This is a genomic window from Patescibacteria group bacterium (assembly GCA_028692545.1).
Classification (GTDB): domain Bacteria; phylum Patescibacteriota; class Patescibacteriia; order UBA1558; family S5-K13; genus STD2-204.
In genome coordinates, this window is record JAQUXC010000006.1 from 36,125 (window position 1) to 61,961 (window position 25,837).

Sequence of the window (25,837 nt, forward strand, 5' to 3'; positions counted from 1 at the left end):
GTAATACTAATATAAATATATTATTTTTTATTTTTCAATTTTTCATTTATTTCTAATCCCAATTCATCAAACTGACTTTTTGTAATTTCTGATGGACTATCCATCATTGGGTCTCGTCCATCTGAAGTAAGTGGAAATGCTATTACTTCTTTTAGGGTTTTTTCTCCCATCAAAATCATCATGAGACGTTCTACTCCAAGTGCAATTCCGCCATGGGTAGGTACGCCATATTTGAATGCTTCAAAATAATGTTTGAATTCACTTTTTTGTTTATCTGTGAAGCCAATTAAATCCCAAACTTTTTCTTGAATTTTCATATCATGAATTCTTATTGCTCCTCCACCAAGCTCAAATCCATTTAATGCTAAATCATTTTGATAAGATTTTACTTTTCCTGGATCTATGTCCAATAATTCAATATCAGACTCTTGAGGCGCAGTAAACATATTGTGAGATGGTGCCCATTTGTCACCAGCTCCAACAAATTTATCCTCATCAGATTGCTCTACAAATAGTGGAAAATTTACAATCCAAGTAAATGCTAATTCATTTGCATTGTTTTTGTCCTTTCTTAGGTCTGGTTTATCGCTACCATATTTTTCTACCGCTTCACTGTGATCAATTCTTGGCCAAGGTTTTTGTGTTATAGTTTTTTCAGGAAATAATTTTTCTACCATTTCACTAATCATATTTTCTATCAAATTCAAAATATCATCCTGAGAAAAAAATGATGTTTCAATATCAACTTGATAAAATTCTCCTGGAGATCTATCACTTCTTGCATCTTCATCTCTGAAACAAGGAGCTATTTGAAAATAACGTTCCATTCCGGCAATCATAAGTAATTGTTTGTATTGTTGGGGTGCCTGAGGAAGTGCAAAAAATTTTCCTTTATGAAGTCGTGATGGAACTATATAATCTCTTGCTCCTTCTGGGGTTGATTTTGTAAGAATTGGAGTTTGTATTTCTGTAAAATTTTTATTATGCAAATAATTTCTCAAAAAATGAATAACTTCATATCTACTTTTTAAATTTTTTATCATTCTTTCATGACGCAAATCCAAATAGCGATATTTTAATCTTAATTCTTCATTTGCTTGACGGTCCTCATTTTCTATTTCAAATGGCGGAACTTCTGATTTGCTTACAATTTTCAAATCTTTTGCGAGTAATTCTATTTCACCAGTAAGAATTTCAGAATTAATTTGTTTTTCCCCTCTTTTTTGAATAATACCTTTAATTTCAACAACCGTTTCACATCCCAAATCTTTTAAAATTTCTCCATCTGTCATTTCACTTGGAACACAAACTACTTGTAAAATTCCTGTTGAGTCTCGAAGATCAAAGAAAACAAGTTTTCCCATTTTGCGAAGTCTATGAATCCAACCAGCTACAACAACGCTTTGTCCCGGTTCTATTTTTATTGTTTCGTTAATGTAAGTTTTCATAAGTTTAATTTAAAATGATGAATTTAAAATTAAGAATAAATTATTGAATTAATTAATTTTGAAATTTAATCAAAATTCAAAATTAGAAATTCTAAATTACTTTTTAAGGTTTAAAACGATTTAATGTTCTAGGAAATGCAATTGTCTCTCTTATATGATGAACTCCTGTAATCCATCTAACCATTCGCTCAAGTCCAACTCCAAAACCAGAATGAGGAACAGAACCATATTTTCTAATATTCAAATACCACTCGTAATCCTCTACTTTGTATTTTCTTATATTTAATTCTTCCAATAATTTTTCATAGTCCTCTTCACGTTGACTTCCGCCAATTACTTCACGGGCTTCTTCAGGTGCTATCAAATCAGCATTTACAGCTCGCATCATTCCTCTTTCATCTTTGTATTTTTTCATATAAAATGCTTTTACTGCAAATGGATAATCTTCCACAAAAACAGGAACTTTATAAATATTACCAATTTCTGTTTCTTCTTCTGTTGTAAGGTCGTCATCATAGTCAACTTTCATTCCGCGATCTTCAAACATTTTTTTGATATCATAATGTTTTATTCGCAAAAATGGTTTTTCTATAATATCTTTCATAATACTCGTATCTCTTTCCAAAATTTCTAACTCTTGTTTACAATTATCCAGTGTATCTTTTAAAATTCTCTTTACAAGAGCTTCTTGAATATCTTCACTCTCTTGTCCACTGCAAAATGCCATTTCAGCATCCATCATCCAAAATTCGCTTAAATGATTTCTAGTTTTACTTTTTTCAGCACGAAAAACAGGACCAAAATCATAAGCTCTTCCAAAACTCATAATTCCTGCTTCAAGATAAAGCTGTCCTGATTGAGTAAGATACATTTTTTTCTCATCATAATATTTGAGACCAAAAAGTTCTGTTGTATCCTCACAACTTGTTGGTTGAAGTATAGGAGTATCAAATCTTATAAAGTTATTTTCTGCAAAGTAATTTGTAATTGATCTAAAAACAGAATCTCTAATTCGAAGTATTGCCCAAGGAGTTTTGCTTCTAAGATACAAATCACGATTATCAAAAAGAAAATCTGGACCGTGATCCTTGTTTGAAATTGGATACTCAGGTGCAATTTGTAAAATTTTCAAATCTTTTACTTGAATTTCATATTCTTCTTTTTTTGGATGTTTTGTGACTATTCCAGATAATTTTACAGAAGTTTCTTGTGTAATTTTTTCGCAATTATTCCAGACATCAGGATTTACATTATTTTTTGATACAATAGCTTGAATAAATCCACTTCCATCACGAAGTTGCAAAAAATAAATTTGTCCAGAAGATCTAAAATTATAAACCCAACATTTTATATTAACTTCTTTGTCTAAAAATTTTGATATATCTCCTAATAATATTTGCATAATAAATAGTTTATTTATAAATAGTATAATAACAAAAAGTAATGAAGAATCATCCTTTTTTAATTTATTTGTATTTTATTGTATTTATCTTAATTATAGTATCAATTTGAGTGCTTGGCAATGATAAAAAACAGAGCCCGCTGAATCTAATCAGCGGGCTTTATTGTTGTTTTTATGATACTTTTTTCTTTTTTTGAACAGCTGTGTTATTTTGCTGTCCATTTGTTGTGTGACAGCTCTTTTCAGTACCGTAGTGTTAACTACATTAGATAGTATTACAACTCTCCAAATTTCTACATCCAATGTTTTTCTCATAGCCTTGTAGAAGTTCAGATGATTTTTGGAAATCTCATTTTTTCTATGAATTAGATTTTCTCTCAAACCATTATAAAGACTATTTTGAGAACAGTAGTTAAAAATATAGAGAAAATCTGTGTGCCAATTGGCTATTATTATCCCCTTGTCATTTTCATTATTTAATCCTTCAATAAAATTCTCAACTTCTTTATTAGGTATTTTTGCAAGATGATGAGTTATGTTTTTACTCATAGTCTTTTTGTGGTCTTTATCAGTTATAAGTTTGATGCCTACTACAAGAGTTGTTAAAATGTCTTTATTCATTATTCCTCCATGTCGTCCGAAGCCTTGGCGAAGGATGACATTCCCTTTTTATTTTTTGTGAAATAGCATTATCACATATTATAGAAAAAAAATCAAGTATTTTTTATAAAAAAATTCAACATTTTGTTGAATTTTATTTTATGATTTATATTACAGTTTTTAAAAATACTCTACCCTATGCAATGTTATACTTTCTAATATTCCTATTGCCAAAAGACTTGTCCATATAGAACTGCCACCATAACTTACAAAAGGAAGTGGTAATCCTATAACAGGGGCTATTCCTATATTCATAGCTATATTTAAAAAAGATTGACTAAAAAACATAGCAAAAAATCCTATTGCCATAAATATAGCAAAGTTATCATTTGTACTTTTTGTTATAAAAACTATTCTAATTAAAATAATTATTATAAGAGATATTGTTAATATTGAACCTATAAAACCAAACTCTTCTGATATTACTGCAAATATAAAATCTGTCCTCTGCTCTGGTAAAAAATTTAACTGACTCTGACTTCCTAGTCCAAATCCACGACCAGTTATTTTTCCAGATCCAACAGCTGTTATTGATTGTGTAAGGTTGTATCCAGTTCCTAGTGGATCTTTTTCTGGATCAAGAAAAGTAAGTATTCTGTTTCTGTGATAATCTTTCAAAAAACCAAACCATCCAGCAAGTAAAAGTACGGCTATTAACAAAAAGATAGTTATTACTTTTTTCTTATCTATTTTTGTAAATAAAATCATTACTAGCCAAATTGCAAAAAGTATTAAAGCAGATCCCATATCTGGTTGAGCTGCTACAAACGCCATCATAGAAAAACTTACAAAAGCAGAAACTATAATTGGTTTCCAGCTATATATACATTCTTTTGCATGTCTGGATAGGTAAGTGGCTAAAAATATTATTAATGCTATTTTTCCAAGTTCTACTGGTTGAAATTGAAATCCAAAAATTTGTAACCATGCACTAGCTCCTCTTATTACTCGTCCTGTTAAAAGCACAAATCCAAGAAGAATGAATGTAATAATAATAAATAATTTATAATAAGATTTGAGAAATCTATAATCAGTAAAAGATACTATTGTTAATATTATTATTCCACTTAATGCAAATATTAACTGTCTATTGAAAAATATCATTTTTGTATCTACATTGCTTAGGGCTATACTATATATACTAAGCAATCCTATAGTTAACAGTAAAAAAACTGCAACTAGCAGTAAGATGTCTATTCTCGTGAAATTTCTTACAGATATCTTCATCTAGGTTTAATATAGTTATTTTTATCTAATATATTTGTTTCTGATTCTATTTTTAGCTTTATGTATGATGGTAATTTGTAAAACCAACTTGTTTGTAACTTTTTTTCTTCTCCAGAATAAAAATTTTGTGTATTTATTTGATTTACAGCTACTATCTTTGTACCTAAATACAAAAATACATAAAATTTGGATTCAAGCCATGAATATGTTGATTTATTTGTTACTGAAAATTCTGCTATACTCCTTGATTTTTCAGCATCATTGATTATAAGATTTTCATTACTTATTTCAAAAATATTTTGTGGTAATTGTTCTAATTCATAATCTAGAAATTTTTTCCATGTTATTGAAACTATTTCTATGTCAACTTTTCTTATTATACTTGTTTTTATATTGAAGTCTATTAATTTTTTTGTTTCATTTGGTAATATAAATACCTCTTTTGTTTCGCTATAATCTTTATCATTGTATATAAATCTATATTTTAGATTTGTTACTGCGATTTTTGGATTTGGATTTTTTACACTTATCACTACATCATAATATTCACTTCCTGATTTTATAATATCTTTGTTTCCTATTATTAAACTTTGAATTTGGTTTTTTTGTTTCCAAGATATAAAGTTTATAGAATTTTTTAATCCCTCTTGTATATTAATATTTTCTTTTTTTATTTTAATAAATTGATAAATGGATATGGAAAAAAATATAATGGAAATAATTATTATTAATAGCATTATTAATTTTTTTATTTTTGCTTTGTTTCTTATGTACCAAAGGCTTCTTTCTATATCTTTTTCTGGAGTTTGATCTTGTATTTGTATTATCATATCTTTATTTTACATTTTTTTAAAAAAAATGTGAAATGTGGTACAATAAATTTGTTAGATATTTAAAAAATAAAAATAAAAATATGATAGAAAGTTCAAAAGATATTTTAAATTTAGTTATAGCATTTTGTATTTTATGGTTTACGGTCTTTGTATGTTGGTTTATTTATTATATGATTTCTACAATAAAAAAAGTACACGATTCTATAAATTTTTTTCATACAACACTTTCATCTTTTAATGAGCTTGTTGAAACAGTTAGAGATAAGATTAATGGTTCAGCAAGTAATTTTAAATTGATTGGAATGCTTATTGAAAAAGGAGTTGAAATTATAAGTAAAAAAATAAAAAATAAAACAAAAACAAAATCTTCTTCTAGTATTTTTTCTGAAAAAAAATCGAAAAAATAGTTTGTTTTTGTTTTTTGATAATCAAAAAAGTGAGGTTGTTTCTCATTTTTTTGTTCCCATTCAGTAGAATGGATTGTAACATTTTTGTAATATTTTAAACGATATGAGTTTTATACATTTACACAATCATAGTCATTATAGTCTTTTAGATGGTTTGCCAAAAATAAAAGATCTTGTTTTGGCTGCAAAAAATCATGGTATGTCAGCTCTTGCTATTACAGATCATGGTGTTATGTATGGGGTAATAGAATTTTATCAAGAATGTTTAAAACAAGGAATAAAACCAATAATAGGTGTAGAATTTTATCTTGCAAGAAGAAGTAGAAATGATAGAAAACCAGGAATAGATACAAAACCTTATCATTTAATACTTCTCGCAAAGAATAATCAAGGATACAGCAACTTATTAAAACTTACTTCAATAGCTCATTTGGAGGGTTTTTATTATAAGCCAAGAATAGATTGGGAACTTTTGGAAAAATATCACGAAGGGTTAATATGTGCTACGGCATGCTTGAATGGTCAAATACCAAAAGCTATTTTATCTGGTGATACTGTTGGAGCTGAACAATTGACAAAAAAATATAAGGATTTGTTTGGTGAGGATAATTTTTATTTGGAAATGCAATATCACCCAAATGAGCCAGATCAACTAAAAGTAAATAATGAGCTTATAAAATTATCAAAAAAATATAATGTTCCTTTACTGGCTACAAATGATACTCATTATATAAATATTTCTGACTCTTCTGTTCAGGACATACTTATGTGTATGCAAAGTAAGAAAAAAATAGATGATAAAGATAGAATGAATATGACGGATTTTGATTTGTCTTTTATTTCTCCAGAAAAAATGATGGAAAATTTTTCGAGTACTCCAAGTGCTATAGAAAATACACAAAAGATTGCTGACATGTGTAATGTTGAAATAGAGCTTGGAACAATAAAATTACCCCACTTTGATTTACCAGAAAATGAAACTGCCGATAGTCATTTAGAAAAATTATGTAAAAAAGGTATTGAAACAAGATTTGGAAATAATCCAAAAAATTTGGATATAATAATAGAAAGATTAAATTATGAATTGGATGTTATAAATAAAACTGGTTATGCATCTTATTTTTTAATAGTAGCTGATTTTGTTAATTGGGCAAAAGAACATGAAATTGTTGTTGGTCCAGGTCGTGGTAGTGCAGCAGGATCTCTTGTTTCTTATCTCATGAATATAACAGATATTGACCCATTGAAATATAATTTGATTTTTGAAAGATTTTTAAATCCAGAAAGAGTTTCTATGCCCGATGTTGATATTGATTTTGCTGATGTAAAAAGAGCTGAAATTATAAAATATGTTGAACAAAGATATGGTTCAACTCATGTTTCTCAAATAATTACTTTTGGAACTATGGCGGCCCGTGCTGCAATAAGAGATGTTGGTAGAGTTTTGAATTTTAATTATACTTTTTGTGATAAGCTTGCAAAAATGATACCTATGTTTTCTACATTAGAAGAAGCTATGGTTATGAGTCCAGAATTAAAAGATGCTTATAAAAATGACAAAGATGCAAAGACTGTAATGGATTTTGCAAAAAAATTGGAAGGCGTAGCAAGACATCATTCTATGCATGCTTGTGGAGTGCTTATAAGTAAAGATGAACTTGATAAAACAGTGCCACTTCAATACGCTTCATCAAGTGATCAAACTGTAATATCTCAGTACTCACTTCATCCAATAGAAGATCTTGGACTTTTGAAAATGGATTTTTTAGGTCTTAAGAATCTTACAATTTTGGAAGATGTTATTGATATTATTAGAAAAATACATGGCAAAAAAATAAAATTAGAAGATATAAATTTAGAAGATAAAAAGACCTTTTCACTATTTCAAACAGGACAAACAACTGGAGTATTCCAACTTGAATCTTCTGGTATGAAAAAATATCTAAAACAATTAAAACCAAATAAATTTGAAGATATTATCGCTATGGTTTCTTTGTATAGACCTGGGCCTATGCAATTTATTCCAGATTTTATTGATGGAAAACATGGCAATAGAAAAATAATTTATGATGATTCTAGATTAAAACCAATACTTGAAGAAACTTATGGTATAGCTGTTTATCAAGAACAGGTCATGGAAATTGCAAAAAAATTAGCTGGTTTTTCTTATGCTGAAGCGGATGTTCTACGAAAAGCAGTAGGTAAAAAAATAAAAGAATTATTAGACGAACAAAAGGACAAACTTATATTGGGTATGACAGAAAATGGAATATCTTCAAATGTGGCAAAAAAAATATGGAATTCTATAGAACCATTTGCTTCATATGGTTTCAACAAAGCTCATGCTACTTGTTATGCTCTTATTGCATTTCAGACTGCATATTTCAAGGCAAATTATCCTACCGAATTTATGGCAGCGCTTTTAACAGCAGATCAAAATGATACTGAAAAATTGGCTTTTAAAATAAAAGAAACAGAAGAAATGGGCATAAAAGTTTTAGCTCCTGATATAAATAAAAGCTACTCTACGTTTACTGTTTTAAGGGATGAGCTTAGACAAGGTCATAAAAAAATTAGATTTGGTTTGAATGCTATAAAAAATTTGGGAGAAAATATAGTAAAAACAATTATTAAAGAAAGAAAATCAAATGGAGAATTTAAAAATATTGAAGATTTTTTATCTAGAATTCAAAATAGAGATCTAAATAAAAAATCCCTTGAGAGTTTGATAAAAGCGGGAACTTTAAATGATTTTGGAGATGCCAATGTTCTTTTGAAAAATTTAGACAAACTTTTGGAATTTAATAGAGTAAGAAGAAGAGAAAATGAAAGTAATCAATCTAATATATTTTCTGGTATTAGTTCCAAGGAAGATTTTTCTATAAAACTTACTCCTTATCCATCTGTTGATAATAGAGAAAAATTATCATGGGAAAAAGAAATGCTGGGTCTCTATATTACAGGACATCCGTTTAAATCTGTTTGTGCCAAATTAAAAGATAAAATTATTCTTATTGAAGAATTAAAAGATTTAAAATCTGAAGAATTGGTAAAAATAGGTGGTGTCGTAAATACAATTCAGAAAATTGTGACGAAAAAGAATAAAACAATGTTTTTTGTTGATTTGGAAGATAATACATCAAGTATAGAAATAGTAGTTTTTCCAAAAGTATTAATACAATTTCAAAGTTTAATTCAACAAGATGCTATGATTATTATAGAAGGTAGATTGAGTTATAAAGATGATAAAGCAAAAATATTAGCAGAAAATATTTGGGCTATAGATGATTTTTTGGAAAATGGTTCTATAAATGCACAACATAGTCCAGTTGTTATCAAAATAGATGATAAATTAAGAGAGGAACAAATAGCAGAATTAAAACAACTTTTTAGAGATAATAAAGGTATGTCCCAAGTATATTTTAGTATTAGAAATAATGGCAACTACAAAGAAGTTAAAACAGAGTTCAAGATTGCAAATTCACAAACACTGATGAATATAATAAATAGGATTTTATATGAGTAAAATCTTTTATAAAGTAGTTATTTGTATTATAATATAGTTATATAAAATAAATTCCAGAATAACTGGACAAAAAAATATGGAACAACAACAAAAAACAAAAGCTAGCTCAATAAGTGCAGCCTATAAAAAAATAGTTAGTGTTTTTATAATAATTGCTATCGTTTTAGTTTCTACAATATTATATTTTTCTTTGGCTAAAGCAAAGATTTATTTGAAGGTAAATAGTCAGCCAGCAAAGATAGATTTTACAACTCAAGTAAAAGAAAATGTAGAAGACAATAATTATTTAGAAACAAATATTTTACCAGGTAGAATTTTGGAATTAGTTATTGAAAAAACAAAAGAATTCAAAGTTGTAAAAAAAGAAAAAGCATCTGATAAATATGGTGGAATTATGACAGTTACAAATAATCAAGGAATAAGTCAACCACTCGTTAAAAATACTCAATTTCAATCTGAGAATGGTAAAATTTTTAGAACCCAAGAGGCTATTGTTATTCCAGCAAATGGCAAAATTGATGTTTATGTTTTAGCTGATGGAACTGGAGATGATTACAAGGCAGAACCAGGAAAGTTTGTGATAATAAAACTTAAATCAGAAACACAAAAATTTGTTTATGGAGAAACAAAAGAAGAGATGGCTCAAAAAGCATTTACTACAAATGAATTAACAGATTCTGATATAAAAGAGGCAAGTGTAGAACTTACAGAAGATTTAAAAGCAGACGCAGCTTTTAAATTAAAAGCGTTATTGTTAAAAGATGAAAATCTTCCAGATTCAGCAATTATAACAGATATAATTGCTGAAGAATCAAATAAGAATGTTGGTGAAGTTGTAGATAGTTTTGAATATACTATAAAATTAAAAGTTGTAGGAGTTGTATTTAATCAAGATGAGCTTTTGACATTAGCTCAGACATTTTTGAACAATCAGTTAGATAAAACTCAAAAGCTTTTAAATTATGACAACTCATCTTTTTCATATAAAATAGCAAATTATAATGAAGATGAAAAAAATGTTTCTCTCGAGGTTCAATTATCAGCAAATGTTGTACAAGATTCTAGTGCAGAAATATTTGATAAAAATAAATTCAAAGGTTTGAATCAAGAAGAAATAATAGATTATTTCAAAACAATACCAGGGATAGAAAGTGTTAGAGTGCAATTTTCCCCTTTTTGGGTAAAAAAAGCTCCAAAAATGTCAAATCATATAGAATTGATTTTTGATTAAAATAGTTGACATTTGGTATATTTTTGAGTTAATATAAATACAAGGTGATTGATTGGTCTACCAAACCAATATTTAAAAGAATTACGCCTAAAGCGTACTAAGCCTTGAGACAATTTGTAAAGTGCTTTCTATATTTTTAGAGAGAACTTGGGTGGAACCACCCTTCACTCACTTCATTTCATTCCGTTCGCTTCTGGTGGCAAGCCACCTAATTAAAGTGAGATTTGGGTCCCGAGATTATTTATAGTCTTGGGTTTTTTTATTTGGGTTTAAATGTTTTTTCGTATATATTGTATTTTCGTATTTAGAAGTATAATTTAATTATTCAAGTTAGAGTGCAATACCAATTACGAATGCATACTAATTATACAAATAAAATTATTAATGTTCATTTATTAACATAAATTAGTTATGAAAAGTATAATATTTGATTGGGCTGGGGTTATAAGTAATTCATTTGAAACAAATTCAATATTAATTAATGCTGTGCTTGAAAGATTTGGTGCAAAAAGAATGTCTTTGGATGAAATAAGAGAAAATTGGGAAATGCCATATATGAAGTTTTATAATAAATTTTTGCCAAATTTGACAATAAAAGAAGAGGCCGAGGCTTTTTCTGAGTTTTTTAAAGATTCTAAGAAAGCGAATATTTATCCAGGCGTAAAAAATATATTAGAAAAATTTTATGATAATAAAATAAATATGTTTGTTGTAACTGGAGATTTGGATATTTCCTTTAGAGAAGATATGAATAGGTATGGTTTGGGTAATATTTTTACAAAAATATATACAAATGTTCATGATAAGACAAAAATTATTGGACAAGTAATTAATGAGAATAAATTGGATATAAATAATACATATATAATAGCAGATACTACTCATGAAATGGAAATTGGAAAAATTTATAATATAAAAACAGTAGCTATCACCTGGGGATTTCAATCTCGTGAAAAATTAAAATTATCAAATCCAGATTATCTTATAGATAATTTTGAAGAATTTGAAAATATAATATTAAATAATAACAAGTAAAAATATGAAAGAAACAGAAATAAATATTAAAAGACATTCACTTGCTCATGTTATGGCAAGTGCGGTATTAAAACTTTATCCAAAAGCAAAATTTGGTGTAGGTCCAAATATAGAAAATGGTTTCTATTATGACATTGATTTGGGATCTACAATTACAGAAGAAGATTTAGGTAAAATTGAAAGAGAAATGCAAAAAATAATTTTATCACTTGTTAAATTTGAAAGAGAGGAAATGAAATTAAAAGATGCAGTAAAATTGTTTACAAAATTAAAGCAGGATTACAAAATTGAATTATTAAAAGATTTAGAAAAAAAAGGAACAACAAAAATTACAGAAGATGAAGTTTTAGAAAATGTTGAAAAAATTTCAATCTATAAAACTGGAGAATTTGTTGATTTGTGCCGTGGTCCTCATGTTGAAAATACCAAGGAATTAAAAGATTGTGCATTTAAATTGACAAAGCTTGCTGGTGCTTATTGGCGTGGAAGTGAAAAAAACAAAATGCTTACTCGTATTTATGGAATAGCATTTGAGAGTCAGCAAGAATTGGATGAATATTTGAAATTACTTGAGGAAGCAGAAAGACGTGATCATAGAAAACTTGGAAGAGAATTGGATTTATTTAGCTTTCAAGAAGAAGCACCTGGTATGCCTTTTTTTCATGCAAAAGGAACAATTATTTGGAATAAATTGGTAGAATTTTTGACAGAGAAAATGTATGAAAGAAATTATGAAATAAACAAGACTCCAATAATTTTGAACAAATCTTTGTGGCTACAATCAGGACACTGGGATCACTATAAAAATAATATGTATTTTACAAAAATTGATGAAACTGATTTTGCGGTAAAGCCAATGAATTGTCCTGGAAATATTCTAATTTACAAAGCTCATCAATATTCATATAGAGATTTGCCACTTCGTGCTGGAGAATTTGGAATATGTCATAGACATGAATTGTCGGGAGTTTTATCAGGACTTTTTAGAGTTAGATGTTTTACTCAAGATGATGCTCATGTATTTTGTACAAAAGAACAAATGAAAGATGAAATTGCAGATTTGATAAATCTTGCCGATGAAGTTTATAGTGCATTTGGTTTTTCTTATAATATGGAATTGTCCACTAGACCAGAAAAAGCTATGGGAGACCCAGAGCTTTGGGAACTTGCAGAAAATACTTTAAAAGACGTACTTGATGCAACAGGAAAAGAATACAAATTAAATGAAGGCGATGGCGCTTTTTATGGACCAAAGATTGATTTTCATTTGAAAGATGCAATTGGGCGTACATGGCAATGTGGGACAATTCAGCTTGATTTTCAAATGCCAGAAAAGTTCAACCTAACTTATGAAGGGCCAAATAATCAAAAATTACAACCAGTAATGATTCATCGTGCAATTTTGGGAAGTGTTGAAAGATTTTTGGGAATTCTAGTAGAAAATTTTGCAGGAGCATTTCCTCTATGGCTATCCCCTGTTCAAGTGAAAATAATTTCTGTTGGTGAATCTCACATTGATCATTGTAAAGAATTGGCAAATGAATTTAGAAAGTCAGGACTAAGAGTTGAAATTGATGATACAAGTGAAACAGTGGGAAATAAAATTAGAAAATCATCTCATGAAAAAATTCCTTATGTATTAGTCATTGGTGATAAAGAAATAAATTCTCCAAAATTGTCAGTGCGCGTAAGAGGTGAAAAAGATTTAGTAGAAATAGAAAAAGATAAATTTGTGAAAGATATGTTGGAGAAAATTAAAAATAGAGATTTGAATTTGTAATCGCTCCGCTTGTAGGGAAATTAAATTTTATTGTAGAGACGTAGCATTGCTACGTCTCTACATTATTTGTGGTAAAAAACATTGTTTATCAAACAAACATTGGCGGGGCTGGAAATGAAAAAGCATTGAGTTTCCCCAACGCTTTTTTGTTTGATTTTGAGATTATTGTTACGGCATTGAATATGCCCTGATTATATAAAATCTTTTGTTGTCTCCTGTAATTTCTGTATATGTAGAATTAGTTGTTGATCCAAGTAGGATCCATCCAGGGCTATTTGGCCTAGTGCTATAATAAATATTATAGTACGCAATTGTAATAGGATTACCGTATATATCCACAATAACCGGATCCCACTCTATAATTACGCTATCCCCTGAAATGCGAATAGTCACATTTTCAGGCGCCTTAGGTTCAGTTCTATGTATAGCTTTTAGTTCTTCTGCTATTAAAGCAAAACAAAGAACTATTAAGATTGATATTATAAATATCTTTTTCATCATTTCCTCCTGATGACTAAAATGTTCAATTTGCCTATACATTACAATAATAATTATTATTTGTCAAATAAATAAATTTATTTTCCATTTATCCAAAAATATAGTAAACTTATTGAGGTTAGCCTTCGACTTTTAGTTGTTAGCTAACCATAAGTAATCTAATTATTTATTTATAGTCAAATTTATGGAAATAAGAACAGCTCTTACATATGATGACGTATTAATCGTTCCAAAAAAGTCTTTTATAAAATCAAGAAAAGACGTTGATACGTCGTGTAAATTATCAAAAAATCTTAAATTAAATATTCCAATAATTTCTGCAAATATGGATACTGTTACAGAAAGTCGTATGGCAATTGCAATGGCAAAATTAGGTGGAATTGGAATTATTCATAGATTCTGTTCTATTGAATCTCAAGTAAAAGAAGTTTTGAAAGTAAAAAGATATCAAAGTATGATAATTAGACGTCCATTTGTAGTAAATCCAAACAATACTATAAAAGAATTAAAAGCAAAGGTTAAAGAGTTTGGGTATTCTGGTTTTTTGGTAAGTGATGATGAAAATGTAAAGTTACTTGGGATCATTACCAAAAGAGACTATATTCTTAGTCAAGATGATGATTTATTAGTTAAAGATCTTATGACTCCACATACAAGACTTATTACTGCAAATAGTGAAATATCTATTGATGGAGCAAAAGAAATTTTTTCTAAACATAAAATAGAGAAACTTCCTATTGTTGATGAAAATTTTAATATAAAAGGACTTATTACAAAAAAAGATTTGGTAGAAAATTTTGATTATAATTTAGCAGCCAAAGATAAACAAAGTAGGCTTTTGGTTGGAGCAGCTATTGGAGTAAATGGAGATTTTATGGAACGTGTTGATGCTCTCGTAGAAGCTGAAGTGGATATAATTGATTTAGACATTGCTCATGGTCACTCAGTGATTGAAATAGAAGCACTAAAACTTATAAAAGCAAAATATCCAAATTTGGAAATAATGGCAGGAAATATTGCAACATCTCAAGCTGCAAAAGATTTGATAGAAGCAGGAGCTGATTGTGTAAAGGTTGGAATTGGTCCAGGATCAACTTGTACAACAAGAATTACAACTGGCTTTGGTGTACCACAACTTACTGCAATAATGGATATTTACCCAGTGTGCAAGGAATTGGGAGTTCCAATGATTGCCGATGGCGGAATAAAACAGCCAGGAGATTTGGTAAAGGCAATGGTGGCAGGTGCTGATACAGTAATGCTTGGTGGACAGTTGTCAGGAACTGAAGAAACACCAGGACCAACAATAAATTACAATGGTAGACAATACAAAATTTCTCGTGGTATGGCATCTCTTACAGCAGCATTGTCTCGTCCAGGAGCAAATGAGAATGTAAATCAAATAACTCCAGAAGGAGTTGAGGCAAAAGTTCCATATCGTGGAGCAGTAAAAGAAGTAATTGGTAGATATATTGGCGGACTTCGATCGGGAATGAGTTATGGAAATTCAGAGACGATAGAAGAGCTTAGAGAATGTGAGCTTATTAGAATTACAAACTCAGGAATGAGAGAATCAAATTCACATGACAATGAAGTTTTATAAGTTATCAGTACCAAGTTATAAAGTTAAAAGTATTTGTCTTTCAACTTTATAACTTTCTAACTTTATGAACTATTATATTAAATATTTTGGTTGTGATATGAACAAATCAGACGCCGAGCGCGTGTCCTCTATTTTGGAATCTTTAAAATACAAAAAAACAGACAATATTTTAAATGCTGATGTAATTGTTGTTTTGGCTTGTAGCGTTAGACAAACTGCTACAGATAGAATTTATGGAATTTTCAAAGACAAAAAATTAAAAAAGTCAGTAATAAAAATTCTTACTGGCTGTGTGCTAAAAGAAGATACAAAAAAATTACAAAAAAGGTTTGATATCATAATTGATATTACAAAGATTAATAATCTTTCAAAATTAATAAGCAAAAAAAGTGAATATAATTATGATCCAAAGGATGTAAAGTATTTTAATATTATTCCAAATCATAATAACTATTTGGCGCTAGTCCCAATATCAAATGGTTGTAATAATTTTTGTACATATTGTGCTGTACCATATACAAGAGGTTTGGAAAAAAATAGATCTGCAAAAAGTATTATAAATGAAATAAAGAGTCTACCAAAAAATATAAAACAAATAATGCTATTAGGGCAAACCGTGAACTCTTATGTAAATCCAGATAAAAGTTCCAATATAAAAGATTTTAGTGATTTATTGGAAGCTGTTGCTATTTTAAAACCAGATACTTGGATTACTTTTATTTCACCTTATCCTACAAAATTTGATGACAAATTAATAAAAGTTATAGCAAAATATAAAAATATTTCACATCATATTCACATTCCTCTTCAATCTGGAAATGACAGAATACTCCAAATGATGAATAGGAGGTATGATTCAAGTGAATTTTTGGAAATAATAAGTAAAATTTATAAAAATATTCCAGATGCAAACATTACAACAGATGTTATAGTGGGATTTCCTACTGAATCTGAAAAAGATTTCAATGATACTTTGGCAGTTTTGAAAAAAACAAAAGTTACTTTGGTTTATAGTGGATTATATTCTCCTCGACCTGGTACAGTTTCTTATAAAATTTATAAAGATAACGTAGAAAAAATTACAAAGAGAAAACGAGATGAAAAAATGACAAAGATAATAGCAAGTCAATCACTGCAAAGAAATAAAAAATATTTGGGTAATATTGTAAAAGTTTTGGTGCAAAATAAAAACAATAAACAAGAATATCTTGGAAAAATGCAGACATATGAAACTGTAAAAATAAAGGGAATAAATGATAAATATATTGGACAATTTGTTGATGTAAAGATAGATAAGGCTTTAAACTGGCGCCTAGAAGGAGAAGTAATAAAATGAATAATAAAAAAATAATTTGTATAGTGGGACCAACAGCATGTGGCAAAACAAAATTGGGAGTTCGTCTTGCAAGAAAATTTAATGGTGAAATTATTTCTGCAGATTCACGTCAAGTTTATACTGGTATGGATATTGGTACTGGAAAAGATTTGAAAGAATATGGAAAAATACCATATCATATTATAGATATTTCAAATCCAAAAAAACAAGTAACATTATCTCTTTGGCAAAATTTGGCAATAAAAAAAATAAAAGAACTTCAAGAATATGGAAAAATTCCTTTTGTTGTTGGTGGTACGGGATTATATATAAACTCAATTGTTGATGGGTATATTTTAAATGATGAAAAGATAAACAAAGAATTTAGAAAAAAATTAAATTCTACTTCTCTATTAGAACTTCAAAAAATACTAAAAAAATTAGATAAAATAGCTTATTCCAAAATTGATATAAATAATAAAAGAAGAATCATAAGAGCAATTGAAATAGTAAAAGCAGGCTCCTCTATTTCAAAATCAAGAAGAAAAAAAATATTTGATTCGCTTGTTATTGGAATAACATTTGATAGAGATGTAATAAACAAAAGAATAGATAAAAGACTAAAAGACAGAATTGCTGATGAGAATATGATAGAAGAAATTGCAGGACTAAAAAAATTAGGACTTTCATGGAAAAGATTGGAAGATTTTGGACTTGAGTATAGATATGTTGGGAGATATTTGAAAAAAGAATTAGAATTTGACGAAATGATAAATCAACTTGAAATAGCTACTCATCAATTTGCAAAAAGACAAATGACCTGGTTTCATAAAAGAAAAGATATTATTTGGGTAAAGGATTATAAAGAAGCAGAAAAATTGGTTAGTAGTTTTTTAAACAAATAAAAATATGGCATTTATTTATGAAACAGAAAATTTTATAGTCGAGGCATTTGATAAACCACATGTTACAAGGCTTGATGGTGGTCATATAAAAATTATGCCAAAAATAAAAGTTCTTGATCGCTCAGAATTAAGTCCAAAATTAGCTATTGAATTAATGAGATTAACAATGATTATTGGAAAAGCTTTTAAAATAGCAATGACAAATCGTGGCGTAGAAATAATGCGTGTTAATTATCATGACATGGATAATTGGGCATATAAAAAAGATGAAAAGCCATATTTTCATATTCATTTATATGGAAGAGCAAAAAATGCAAAATTTCAGCCATATTATGAGGCAGTTCAATTGCCAGATAGAAATACTGGATTTTATGATAATTTTGAACCGCTGTATGAAGATGATGTAAAAGAAATCCAAAAACAAATAAATATAATTTTGAAAGAAAGAAATTATAGTAACAAAGAATGGGGCTTGTAGGTTCCATTTTTTGTTTGATATAATGTTTAAAAAATTTTGAGCCAGATCATTCGATCTGGCTCAGTTTGGTTTTGAAAGCTATTTGTGTTTAGATAACGATTTTTACATCATCTATCTTATATTCCCTACCGCAATATTTGCATTTGAGGAATATTTCACCACTTCTTTTTGTGATTATAAATTCGGTATCAGAGTTTTTATCAATACTTGTAATGCATTTTGTATTATTACAAATAATGATACGAGATACTCTTTCCGGAAGCTCTGTTTTTATCTTTCTGAAAACTTTTCCGTCTCTTATTATTGAGACTGTTACGCTAGGAGCTATAAGTGAAAGAATGTTTATTTCTTCCTCTGTCAGCTCTTTGCCCTCTATTTTGATAATATCCTTTTTGCCATCGGGTGATTTTTCACTTTTTAGTCCACTTCCCATAAGGTATGGATATTTACCGTTAAGACCAAAAAGTTTAATCAAAATTACTGCTTTCCCAAATGGGATATGATCGAATACAGACCCAGTGATTATTGCTGTTACTTTTTCATCTTTCATTTTACTTCCTCCAATATACAAGTGTATATTATGGCTTTTCTTATTGGTATTCCACCATCCAGTTGTTCCCAGTAATATGCGTAAGATGTTGTATCTACATCACGAGCTATTTCATCTACTCGTGGTAATGGATGCAAAATCTTCAGATTTGGTTTTACATTTTCAAGCATAGATGCTTTTAGTATATAACTTCCTTTTACCCTGTTATATTCTTCCTCTTCATTGTCACCAAATCTGTTCCTTTGAATTCTGGTCATATAGCAGATATCAAGTTCATTTAAAACATCTTCTATTTCTGTAAGCTCTTCATATTCTACCCCTTGTTCATCTAACTCTCTTGTAAATGAAGCGGGTATTTTTAAAGATGGATCTGAAATAAACTTGAATTTTGGATGGAAAAAGGACATAGCTTGCACAAGTGAATGTACAGTTCTGCCATTTTTAAGATCGCCAATAAATCCAATGGTAAGGTTTTCCAATTTACCTTGGGTTTTTTGGATTGCATATACGTCAAGTAATGCTTGTGAGGGGTGTTGATTTGCACCATCTCCCCCGTTAATAATAGTTTTGTTGATGATTTCTGATGCAATCCTTGGGAGTCCTTCTTCTAGGACTCTCATTACAATGAAGTCTCCATAAGCCGCCATTGTTCTTATAGAGTCTCGTGCGTCCTCACCCTTGTTTATGGAATTATTCTCTTTTCCAAGAAATGAGATTATTTGTCCATTCATTTCTAAAACAGCACGTTGAAACGATCCTACTGTTCTAGTAGATTCTTCAAGAAACGCTATGACGCATATTTTTCTATCCAAATCTGGCTTTAGTGTGCCGGCTTCGATTTGTTCCGCAAGGTTTAAAATATGAAGTATTTCTTCCCTGCTTAAATCACTGATTGAAATAAGATTTTTCACTTTACCTCCATTTTTGAAAAAAGCGCCCTATGGGTGCTTTTCTTTTTTTCTGTTGAAATTATACCAGTATTTGAATTTTTTGCAAATTTTATTTTACAAAAAAATCTCCCTATTAAATTAATGTCTAAACGAGGGATTTTTTATAATTTATAAATCTAATTTTTTAATAAAATACTAAGTATTTATTTGAGTTTTTCTTTGAATAATTTTTCCGCTATTTCAGGATTTGCCTTGCCACTAGTTTCTTTCATAGCGACTCCTACAAAATATTTCATTAGGTTTTCTTTTCCTGATTTGTATTGCTCTACCTGTGTAGAGTTTTCTTTTATAACTTTTTCTACAATATTGTTTATTTGTTTTTCATCATTTATTTGTCCCAGGTCATATTTTTTTATAATTTCTTCTGGATCTTTGCCACTATCAAACATTTCTTTTAATATTTTTTGAGCGCTAGAGCTGTTTACTTTTCCAAGATAAACTATTTTTATAAATTGAGCCATGTTTTCAGGAGTGATTTTGATATTTTCAATACTTAAATTTTTCTCATTCATTAATTTGAAAAGCTCAGAAGTTAGCCAACCATTTATAAGTTTTATAGACTTTTCTTTGTTTTCTTTCCAAACTTTTGTATGTTCATCTTTTTTGTGTTCTAGTTCTAATTCCAACCATTCTTTAAATTCCGAAATAATACTTTCAAAATATTTTGCCATAGCAATTGTACTTGTAAGTATTTCTGCATCTACTTTTGATAAGTCATATTCTTTTATAAATCTTTTTATTTTTTCATCGGCAAGTTCTGGTAATTCTTGTTTTATTTTGTCTATTTGTTCATTTTTTATAATGATTTTTGGTATATCTGGTTCTGCAAAATATCTATAATCATTTGCTTCTTCTTTTGTTCTTTGAAGTTCTGTAATTTGTTTTGAATCGTTCCAACCTTTTGTAGTTTGTATTTTTGGTGGAGTTCCATTTTCCCAAAGTTTTGTTTGCTCCTCTATTTCATATTTTATTGCACGTTCTACCGATCTAAAAGAATTCAAATTTTTTATTTCTGTTTTTGGATATAAATTTTTGTCTCCACATGGTCTAAGAGAAATATTTACGTCACATCGAAGTTGTCCTTTTTCCATATCTGCATCTGAAATACCCAAATACCTACATAATTGTCTTAATTTTTGTAAGAACAATCTAGCTTGCTCCTGTTTTCTAATATCAGGACGAGTTACTATTTCAGCAAGTGGAGTTCCTGCACGATTGAAGTCGATGAGAGAATAATCTTTGTTGTGAAAATTTTTTGCTGCATCATTTTCAAGATGTAATCTTTCTATTCCTATTCTGGTTTTTTCATTTTCATTTTCTAATATAAAATATCCATCGCTTGATAATGGTTTTTCAAATTGAGAAATTTGATAACCTTGTGGTAAATCAGGATAAAAATAACTTTTTCTTTCAAATATACTTTCTTTGTTTATTTTTAAATTCAAAGCAAGTGCAAGTTTTATACCATAATGAAGTACTTCCTTATTGAGTACTGGAAGTGCTCCGGGATGACCCAAACATACTGGACAAATAAGTGTATTTGGAGCTTTTCCTTCAGATTCATTTGAACAACTACAAAACATTTTTGATTTTGTTTTTAGCTGAACATGTATTTCTAATCCTATTATTGATTCCAAGAGCATATTATTTTGTAATTAATTTATTGTTTATATTCCAATATACGAATGTGTACTAATTATAATTAATATAATACGAATATACGAATTTATACCAATTATACTAATATATTTGTATTGTCCCTACATCTTATTAACTGTTTCTATTCCAAGTAAGTTTAATCCATTTTTGATAATTTGTGCAGTTGAACTTACAAGTAATAATCTTATTTTTACTTCCTCTTTATCATCTGATAATATTTTACAATTATTATAAAATTCATTGAAATCTTTTGCTAAATCTATTAAGTATGATGCAATATAACTTGGTTTATAATTATTTGCAGATTTTGTTATTGCATCTTCAAATAAATTTAATTTTTTTATGAGTGCTATTTCTTCTTTTTTTGAAATTTTGTCAAAATTTATTTGTGTATCTATTTTTGTATTTGATTTTGATATCACACTACAACATCTTGCATAAGTATATTGTAAATATGGACCAGTTTCTCCATCAAAAGACAATATTTTATCCCAATTAAATTCTATATTTTTTACTCTGTCATTTTTCAAATCTCCAAATATTATAGCTCCAATTCCTACTTTTTTTGCAACATCATTTTTATTTTCTAAATTTGGATTTTTTTCTTTTATAATATTTTCTGCTTTTTTTATAGCTTCATTTATTACATCTTCTAGAAATATTACTTGTCCTTTTCTTGTAGACATTTTTTTGTCTTTGAATTTAAACAAACCAAAGTCTACATGAACAAATTTATTTTCTTGAAATCCAAGCATTTCAAACACTTTAAACAATTGTTCAAAGTTTAATTTTTGTTCTGATCCAACTACATACAATAATTTTTCAGGTTTATATTTTTTTAATCTATAAAGTGCAGTTGAAATATCCCGAGTATGATAACTTGAAGTTTTATTTGATTTCAAAATAAGTACAGGCGGCATATTATATTTTTCTAAATTTATAATTTCTGCTCCTTCTGATTTTTCTGTTTTTATCTTTTCTTTTATTGTTTTTAAAGTATTTTTTGTTTTATCTATATAAAAAGCTTCTCCATCGTATGAATCAAATTTTATATTCAATAATTTGTAAATTTTATCAAATTCTTTCAAACTCAAATTTCTAAATTTTTTCCATAAAATCAAATTTTTTTTATCATTATTTTCAAGTTTTTTAAATTCTTCTCTTGCTTTGTCTTCCAAAGTCTTATCTTTTTCCGCCTTGTCATGAAATTTTACATAAATTGATAACAAATATTTTATTGGATCTTTTTTTAGTTCAGCATCACTTCCCCATTTTTTGTAGGCAAATATTAGTTTTCCAAATTGAGTTCCCCAATCTCCAAGATGATTTATTGAAATTGGATTATATCCAATAAATTTAAAAATATTATAAAGCGAATTTCCTATTACAGTGCTTCGTAAATGTCCTATACTAAATGGTTTTGCTATATTTGGTGAAGAAAAATCTATTGTAATTTTTTTATTTTTTCCAAGTTTTAAACTCCCAAATTTATCTTTTTTGTTATAAATATCTTTTAGTAAATTTTTTGCAATATAATTGTGATTTAGAAAAAAGTTTATATATGGACCATTGGCTTCTACTTTTTCTAAAAAACAAGTATTTGGAATTTTTTCTGCAAAATTTTTTGCAATATCAATGGGTGATTTTTTGTATTCTTTAGCCAAATTAAAACACGTAAAAGCATAATCCCCCATTTCTCTATTTGGCGGAATTTCCAAAAAAATATCAGATTTTATACCAGATTTTTTTAATAAATTTTTTATTTCATTTTGAAAGTCCATATTTTATATATATTTTTTTATATAACTCATCATTTTATCTACTTTTTTCATCCAAGTATGCTCTTTTATTACTTGAATTTTTGCATTTATTTTTTCTTCAGAATTTGTATCAAGCTCTTCCTGAATGTAAATATTAAATTTTTCAAAATCATTTGTAATTCTTATATGATCTTTGAATTGTTCTACGCCTGGAGTGTTAGTTGTTACAATTGGAATTCCGCAAGCCATGTATTCATATAATTTCATAGGACAAGTATATTTTATAAATTCATTCGTATAATGTGGAATTATTCCAACATCAAATTGATTTATATAATCAGGAGTTTCTTTGTATTTTTTTGCACCCAATAAATATATATTAGAAGTTTTTTTGAGTCTTATCGCATCTTCATCGCTCCATATTGGGCCAATTAATACAATAGATTTGTCTAAATTTTTGTTTGCAATATATTCTATCAAATCTAAATTTACTCGATTTTCTTGTATTACTCCAACATAACCAATTATTGGATGTGGAATTTTTGCTATATCATTGTTTATCAATTTATTTTTTCCACTGTAATGAGCCAAATCTATTCCTTGAGTTATTTGAAATATTTTTTCGTGTCTTGGACTAAACATATTCTCAGTATCTTTTGCTAGAGAAAAAATTATATTTGCTTTTTCACTTATTATTTTGTAATTTTCTTCTATTTTGTCTTTTATATTGCAATAGCTTGCATGTTCTGCCCAATTATCTACTGTATCAAAAATGGATATTACATGATCTATTTTATCGAAATACTCTGTAACAAGTGGATAATATGACCACAATATTATATTTCTAAAATTTTCTTTTTTTGCATATTTATTTATATTTTCTAGCGTTTTGTTCAAATTTATTTTATTTGAAATTGTAGAATAAACAGTGATTTTGTCGTCTATTTTGTATATTCTTGTAAAAAGCCCCGACTTTATTGTTTCATCATTTGGTGCACTCCATATATTTTCTTTCCAATTTCTAAGAGCTCTTTTTTTTGTATGTGGTAAATAATCTATTGCCAAAATTTTATTTATATTTGGATGGTTTTTTAAATTGTTTAATATATGAAAATTGCGATTACTTCTTCCTTTTGCAGTCCATTCAATATAATTAGACATGTTGAACATTATCACGTCAAATTTTTTTTCTCCGCTAATATTTACTTCTGGAATTTGATTTATTTTTTTTACTCTTGGCATAATTTTCTAGTCTGTACTTTCTATATATTTTATTAATTTTTTACTAATATCTTTCCACAAAAATTCTTCTTTTATTCTTGTATATGCATTTTCTCCAAGTTCTTTTGCAAAAATATCATCTAATAATAATTTTCTTATATATTGTTCTAATTTTTCTTCTTCATTTTCATTTATCAAAAGCCCCGTTTTTTTATCTAGCACTGCTTCTTTTGCTCCACCATTACTTGTTGCTATAACTGGTTTTTTGAAAAGTCCTGCTTCAAGATAAACTATTCCAAACCCTTCTACATCATTTTTGCTAATTTTACTTGTCATTATAAATATATCACACAAACTATAAAAATATGGCAATATTTCATTTTCTATATTGTTCAAAAATAATATGTTATCTTTTAAATTATATAATTTTACTAAACTTTTTAAATGTTCAAGATTTTCTCCATTTCCTATTATAATATACAAAATTTCTGGTATTTCTGGTTTGAGAGATTTTATAGCTTTTATAACTGCTTCATGATTTTTTCTATCTACTAGTCTTCCAACAGTAAGCAATATCTTTCTGTGTTTCAAATTGTATTCTTTTTTTACAATTTCTTTCAAATTTTCATCTATATTTTTCAATTCCAAATCAACTCCTGGATAAATTACTTTTATTCTGTTTTTATCACTTATTATTTCTGATAATAATTCTTTTGTACTTTCACTATTTGCTGTTATAAATTTTGCATTGTTTAATATTTTTTTTGCTAAATATTTTTTGATAAAATTTTTTTTTGTATTAATTATATCCAATCCGTGAGTAGATACAAAATATGGAATTTTGAATATTTTGTTTATTAAGTATAGTACTGTGCCTGTTGGAAGTATTTCCCCTGCCCACAAAATTTTTACTTTTTCATATTTGGCATAATATACAACTTCAAAAAATTCTTTTAACCATTTTGGCCAAAAAAATTTGTATAAAAGATTTTTGTTGTATATTTTCAAATCTGATTCTACTTTTTTTGAACAAGTCAAAACACTCAATCTATTTATTGGAAGATTTTTTGCTAAATTATAATAATAATTTGCCACCCCACCTTTGTTTGGCCAGAAGTCTAGAGTGACTAATAGTGTTTTTTCCATTTTTTGCTATTTATAAACAAATAGGACATTTTTTATCCTATTTTAATTATATCATATTTAAAAACTACTGCTATTGACTGTACAGTTAACACTAATAGGTAACACTTGGTATACTTAGGGGTAACACTGTTAACTAATAAACAAATATATGCCTTTAAAACCAAGTTATCCAAAAGAAAAGCGAGTTTTATGGTATTTAGGAG

The 25,837-nt window shown here is 28.0% G+C and carries 21 protein-coding genes; 9 read left to right on the forward strand and 12 right to left on the reverse strand.

The window, feature by feature from the left end; translation table 11 throughout:
- Nucleotides 1-20: 20 nt before the first annotated feature.
- From aspS to PHZ07_03275, 5 genes are all read right to left on the reverse strand, one after another.
- Nucleotides 21-1,448, reverse strand: a complete 1,428-nt coding sequence (gene aspS / locus PHZ07_03255; protein MDD3284584.1) for an aspartate--tRNA ligase — start codon at nucleotides 1,446-1,448, stop codon at nucleotides 21-23.
- Between the two features lie 103 nt (nucleotides 1,449-1,551).
- Complete coding sequence (gene asnS, locus PHZ07_03260; protein MDD3284585.1) at nucleotides 1,552-2,850, reverse strand: asparagine--tRNA ligase; 1,299 nt, start codon at nucleotides 2,848-2,850, stop codon at nucleotides 1,552-1,554.
- A gap of 150 nt (nucleotides 2,851-3,000) precedes the next feature.
- The gene (locus PHZ07_03265; protein MDD3284586.1) at nucleotides 3,001-3,471 is read right to left on the reverse strand and encodes a hypothetical protein; all 471 of its coding nucleotides are present in this window, start codon (nucleotides 3,469-3,471) and stop codon (nucleotides 3,001-3,003) included.
- Between the two features lie 159 nt (nucleotides 3,472-3,630).
- Nucleotides 3,631-4,737: a rod shape-determining protein RodA gene (gene rodA / locus PHZ07_03270; protein MDD3284587.1), complete on the reverse strand. Its 1,107-nt coding sequence runs from the start codon at nucleotides 4,735-4,737 to the stop codon at nucleotides 3,631-3,633.
- Nucleotides 4,734-5,567, reverse strand: a complete 834-nt coding sequence (locus PHZ07_03275; GenBank protein MDD3284588.1) for a hypothetical protein — start codon at nucleotides 5,565-5,567, stop codon at nucleotides 4,734-4,736. Before PHZ07_03275 ends, rodA begins: the two co-directional genes overlap by 4 nt.
- Nucleotides 5,568-5,650: 83 nt before the next feature.
- Here PHZ07_03275 and PHZ07_03280 point away from each other — a divergent pair, with 83 nt between their 5' ends.
- The 5 genes from PHZ07_03280 to thrS all read left to right on the forward strand — a co-directional run bounded on the left by PHZ07_03280 (nucleotide 5,651) and on the right by thrS (nucleotide 13,549).
- Nucleotides 5,651-5,977, forward strand: coding sequence for a hypothetical protein (locus PHZ07_03280; protein MDD3284589.1), 327 nt, complete (start codon nucleotides 5,651-5,653; stop codon nucleotides 5,975-5,977).
- Between the two features lie 103 nt (nucleotides 5,978-6,080).
- Nucleotides 6,081-9,503, forward strand: coding sequence for a DNA polymerase III subunit alpha (locus PHZ07_03285; protein MDD3284590.1), 3,423 nt, complete (start codon nucleotides 6,081-6,083; stop codon nucleotides 9,501-9,503).
- 76 nt (nucleotides 9,504-9,579) lie between these two features.
- Nucleotides 9,580-10,734 (forward strand): hypothetical protein, encoded by a 1,155-nt coding sequence (locus PHZ07_03290; protein ID MDD3284591.1) that lies wholly within the window; start codon nucleotides 9,580-9,582, stop codon nucleotides 10,732-10,734.
- A gap of 411 nt (nucleotides 10,735-11,145) precedes the next feature.
- Complete coding sequence (locus tag PHZ07_03295; GenBank protein MDD3284592.1) at nucleotides 11,146-11,769, forward strand: HAD family hydrolase; 624 nt, start codon at nucleotides 11,146-11,148, stop codon at nucleotides 11,767-11,769.
- Nucleotides 11,770-11,773: 4 nt separating this feature from the next.
- Nucleotides 11,774-13,549 (forward strand): threonine--tRNA ligase, encoded by a 1,776-nt coding sequence (gene thrS / locus PHZ07_03300; protein MDD3284593.1) that lies wholly within the window; start codon nucleotides 11,774-11,776, stop codon nucleotides 13,547-13,549.
- Between the two features lie 168 nt (nucleotides 13,550-13,717).
- On the opposite strand, the gene PHZ07_03305 is transcribed toward thrS, so the two are convergent.
- Nucleotides 13,718-14,089 carry a fibronectin type III domain-containing protein gene (locus PHZ07_03305; protein ID MDD3284594.1) on the reverse strand — a complete coding sequence of 124 codons (372 nt, stop codon included), beginning with the start codon at nucleotides 14,087-14,089 and terminating at the stop codon, nucleotides 13,718-13,720.
- Nucleotides 14,090-14,231: 142 nt separating this feature from the next.
- On the opposite strand from PHZ07_03305, the gene guaB reads away from it, so the two are divergent.
- The 4 genes from guaB to PHZ07_03325 all read left to right on the forward strand — a co-directional run bounded on the left by guaB (nucleotide 14,232) and on the right by PHZ07_03325 (nucleotide 18,348).
- A complete protein-coding gene (guaB, locus tag PHZ07_03310; GenBank protein MDD3284595.1) occupies nucleotides 14,232-15,650 on the forward strand; it encodes an IMP dehydrogenase in 1,419 nt (472 codons plus the stop codon).
- Between the two features lie 64 nt (nucleotides 15,651-15,714).
- Nucleotides 15,715-16,986, forward strand: a complete 1,272-nt coding sequence (gene miaB, locus PHZ07_03315) for a tRNA (N6-isopentenyl adenosine(37)-C2)-methylthiotransferase MiaB (GenBank protein MDD3284596.1) — start codon at nucleotides 15,715-15,717, stop codon at nucleotides 16,984-16,986.
- Entirely contained in the window at nucleotides 16,983-17,870 is an 888-nt protein-coding gene (gene miaA, locus PHZ07_03320) for a tRNA (adenosine(37)-N6)-dimethylallyltransferase MiaA (GenBank protein ID MDD3284597.1), read from the forward strand. The genes miaB and miaA overlap by 4 nt, the downstream gene beginning before the upstream one ends.
- 4 nt (nucleotides 17,871-17,874) lie before the next feature.
- On the forward strand, nucleotides 17,875-18,348 hold the full coding sequence (locus PHZ07_03325) for a hypothetical protein (protein MDD3284598.1): 474 nt from the start codon (nucleotides 17,875-17,877) through the stop codon (nucleotides 18,346-18,348).
- An 88-nt stretch (nucleotides 18,349-18,436) separates the two neighbouring features.
- On the opposite strand, the gene PHZ07_03330 is transcribed toward PHZ07_03325, so the two are convergent.
- The 6 genes from PHZ07_03330 to PHZ07_03355 form a co-directional block, all read right to left on the reverse strand.
- Nucleotides 18,437-18,898: an aspartate carbamoyltransferase regulatory subunit gene (locus PHZ07_03330; protein ID MDD3284599.1), complete on the reverse strand. Its 462-nt coding sequence runs from the start codon at nucleotides 18,896-18,898 to the stop codon at nucleotides 18,437-18,439.
- Nucleotides 18,895-19,809, reverse strand: a complete 915-nt coding sequence (gene pyrB, locus PHZ07_03335) for an aspartate carbamoyltransferase (protein ID MDD3284600.1) — start codon at nucleotides 19,807-19,809, stop codon at nucleotides 18,895-18,897. The genes PHZ07_03330 and pyrB overlap by 4 nt, the downstream gene beginning before the upstream one ends.
- Nucleotides 19,810-19,991: 182 nt before the next feature.
- Complete coding sequence (gatB, locus tag PHZ07_03340) at nucleotides 19,992-21,491, reverse strand: Asp-tRNA(Asn)/Glu-tRNA(Gln) amidotransferase subunit GatB (protein MDD3284601.1); 1,500 nt, start codon at nucleotides 21,489-21,491, stop codon at nucleotides 19,992-19,994.
- A 117-nt stretch (nucleotides 21,492-21,608) separates the two neighbouring features.
- Nucleotides 21,609-23,288 (reverse strand): arginine--tRNA ligase, encoded by a 1,680-nt coding sequence (argS, locus tag PHZ07_03345; GenBank protein ID MDD3284602.1) that lies wholly within the window; start codon nucleotides 23,286-23,288, stop codon nucleotides 21,609-21,611.
- Nucleotides 23,289-23,291: 3 nt separating this feature from the next.
- Complete coding sequence (locus PHZ07_03350; protein MDD3284603.1) at nucleotides 23,292-24,509, reverse strand: glycosyltransferase; 1,218 nt, start codon at nucleotides 24,507-24,509, stop codon at nucleotides 23,292-23,294.
- A gap of 6 nt (nucleotides 24,510-24,515) precedes the next feature.
- A complete protein-coding gene (locus PHZ07_03355; protein ID MDD3284604.1) occupies nucleotides 24,516-25,634 on the reverse strand; it encodes a glycosyltransferase family 4 protein in 1,119 nt (372 codons plus the stop codon).
- Nucleotides 25,635-25,837 lie beyond the last annotated feature (203 nt).

What these genes read in the sequence shown, in the direction of transcription:
- aspS (MDD3284584.1), bottom strand. Translation starts at nt 1,448, where the DNA reads ATGAAAACTTACATTAACGAAACAATAAAAATAGAACCGGGACAAAGC.
- asnS (MDD3284585.1), bottom strand. Translation starts at nt 2,850, where the DNA reads ATGCAAATATTATTAGGAGATATATCAAAATTTTTAGACAAAGAAGTT.
- PHZ07_03265 (MDD3284586.1), bottom strand. Translation starts at nt 3,471, where the DNA reads ATGAATAAAGACATTTTAACAACTCTTGTAGTAGGCATCAAACTTATA.
- rodA (MDD3284587.1), bottom strand. Translation starts at nt 4,737, where the DNA reads ATGAAGATATCTGTAAGAAATTTCACGAGAATAGACATCTTACTGCTA.
- PHZ07_03275 (MDD3284588.1), bottom strand. Translation starts at nt 5,567, where the DNA reads ATGATAATACAAATACAAGATCAAACTCCAGAAAAAGATATAGAAAGA.
- PHZ07_03280 (MDD3284589.1), top strand. Translation starts at nt 5,651, where the DNA reads ATGATAGAAAGTTCAAAAGATATTTTAAATTTAGTTATAGCATTTTGT.
- PHZ07_03285 (MDD3284590.1), top strand. Translation starts at nt 6,081, where the DNA reads ATGAGTTTTATACATTTACACAATCATAGTCATTATAGTCTTTTAGAT.
- PHZ07_03290 (MDD3284591.1), top strand. Translation starts at nt 9,580, where the DNA reads ATGGAACAACAACAAAAAACAAAAGCTAGCTCAATAAGTGCAGCCTAT.
- PHZ07_03295 (MDD3284592.1), top strand. Translation starts at nt 11,146, where the DNA reads ATGAAAAGTATAATATTTGATTGGGCTGGGGTTATAAGTAATTCATTT.
- thrS (MDD3284593.1), top strand. Translation starts at nt 11,774, where the DNA reads ATGAAAGAAACAGAAATAAATATTAAAAGACATTCACTTGCTCATGTT.
- PHZ07_03305 (MDD3284594.1), bottom strand. Translation starts at nt 14,089, where the DNA reads ATGTATAGGCAAATTGAACATTTTAGTCATCAGGAGGAAATGATGAAA.
- guaB (MDD3284595.1), top strand. Translation starts at nt 14,232, where the DNA reads ATGGAAATAAGAACAGCTCTTACATATGATGACGTATTAATCGTTCCA.
- miaB (MDD3284596.1), top strand. Translation starts at nt 15,715, where the DNA reads ATGAACTATTATATTAAATATTTTGGTTGTGATATGAACAAATCAGAC.
- miaA (MDD3284597.1), top strand. Translation starts at nt 16,983, where the DNA reads ATGAATAATAAAAAAATAATTTGTATAGTGGGACCAACAGCATGTGGC.
- PHZ07_03325 (MDD3284598.1), top strand. Translation starts at nt 17,875, where the DNA reads ATGGCATTTATTTATGAAACAGAAAATTTTATAGTCGAGGCATTTGAT.
- PHZ07_03330 (MDD3284599.1), bottom strand. Translation starts at nt 18,898, where the DNA reads ATGAAAGATGAAAAAGTAACAGCAATAATCACTGGGTCTGTATTCGAT.
- gatB (MDD3284601.1), bottom strand. Translation starts at nt 21,491, where the DNA reads ATGCTCTTGGAATCAATAATAGGATTAGAAATACATGTTCAGCTAAAA.
- argS (MDD3284602.1), bottom strand. Translation starts at nt 23,288, where the DNA reads ATGGACTTTCAAAATGAAATAAAAAATTTATTAAAAAAATCTGGTATA.
- PHZ07_03350 (MDD3284603.1), bottom strand. Translation starts at nt 24,509, where the DNA reads ATGCCAAGAGTAAAAAAAATAAATCAAATTCCAGAAGTAAATATTAGC.
- PHZ07_03355 (MDD3284604.1), bottom strand. Translation starts at nt 25,634, where the DNA reads ATGGAAAAAACACTATTAGTCACTCTAGACTTCTGGCCAAACAAAGGT.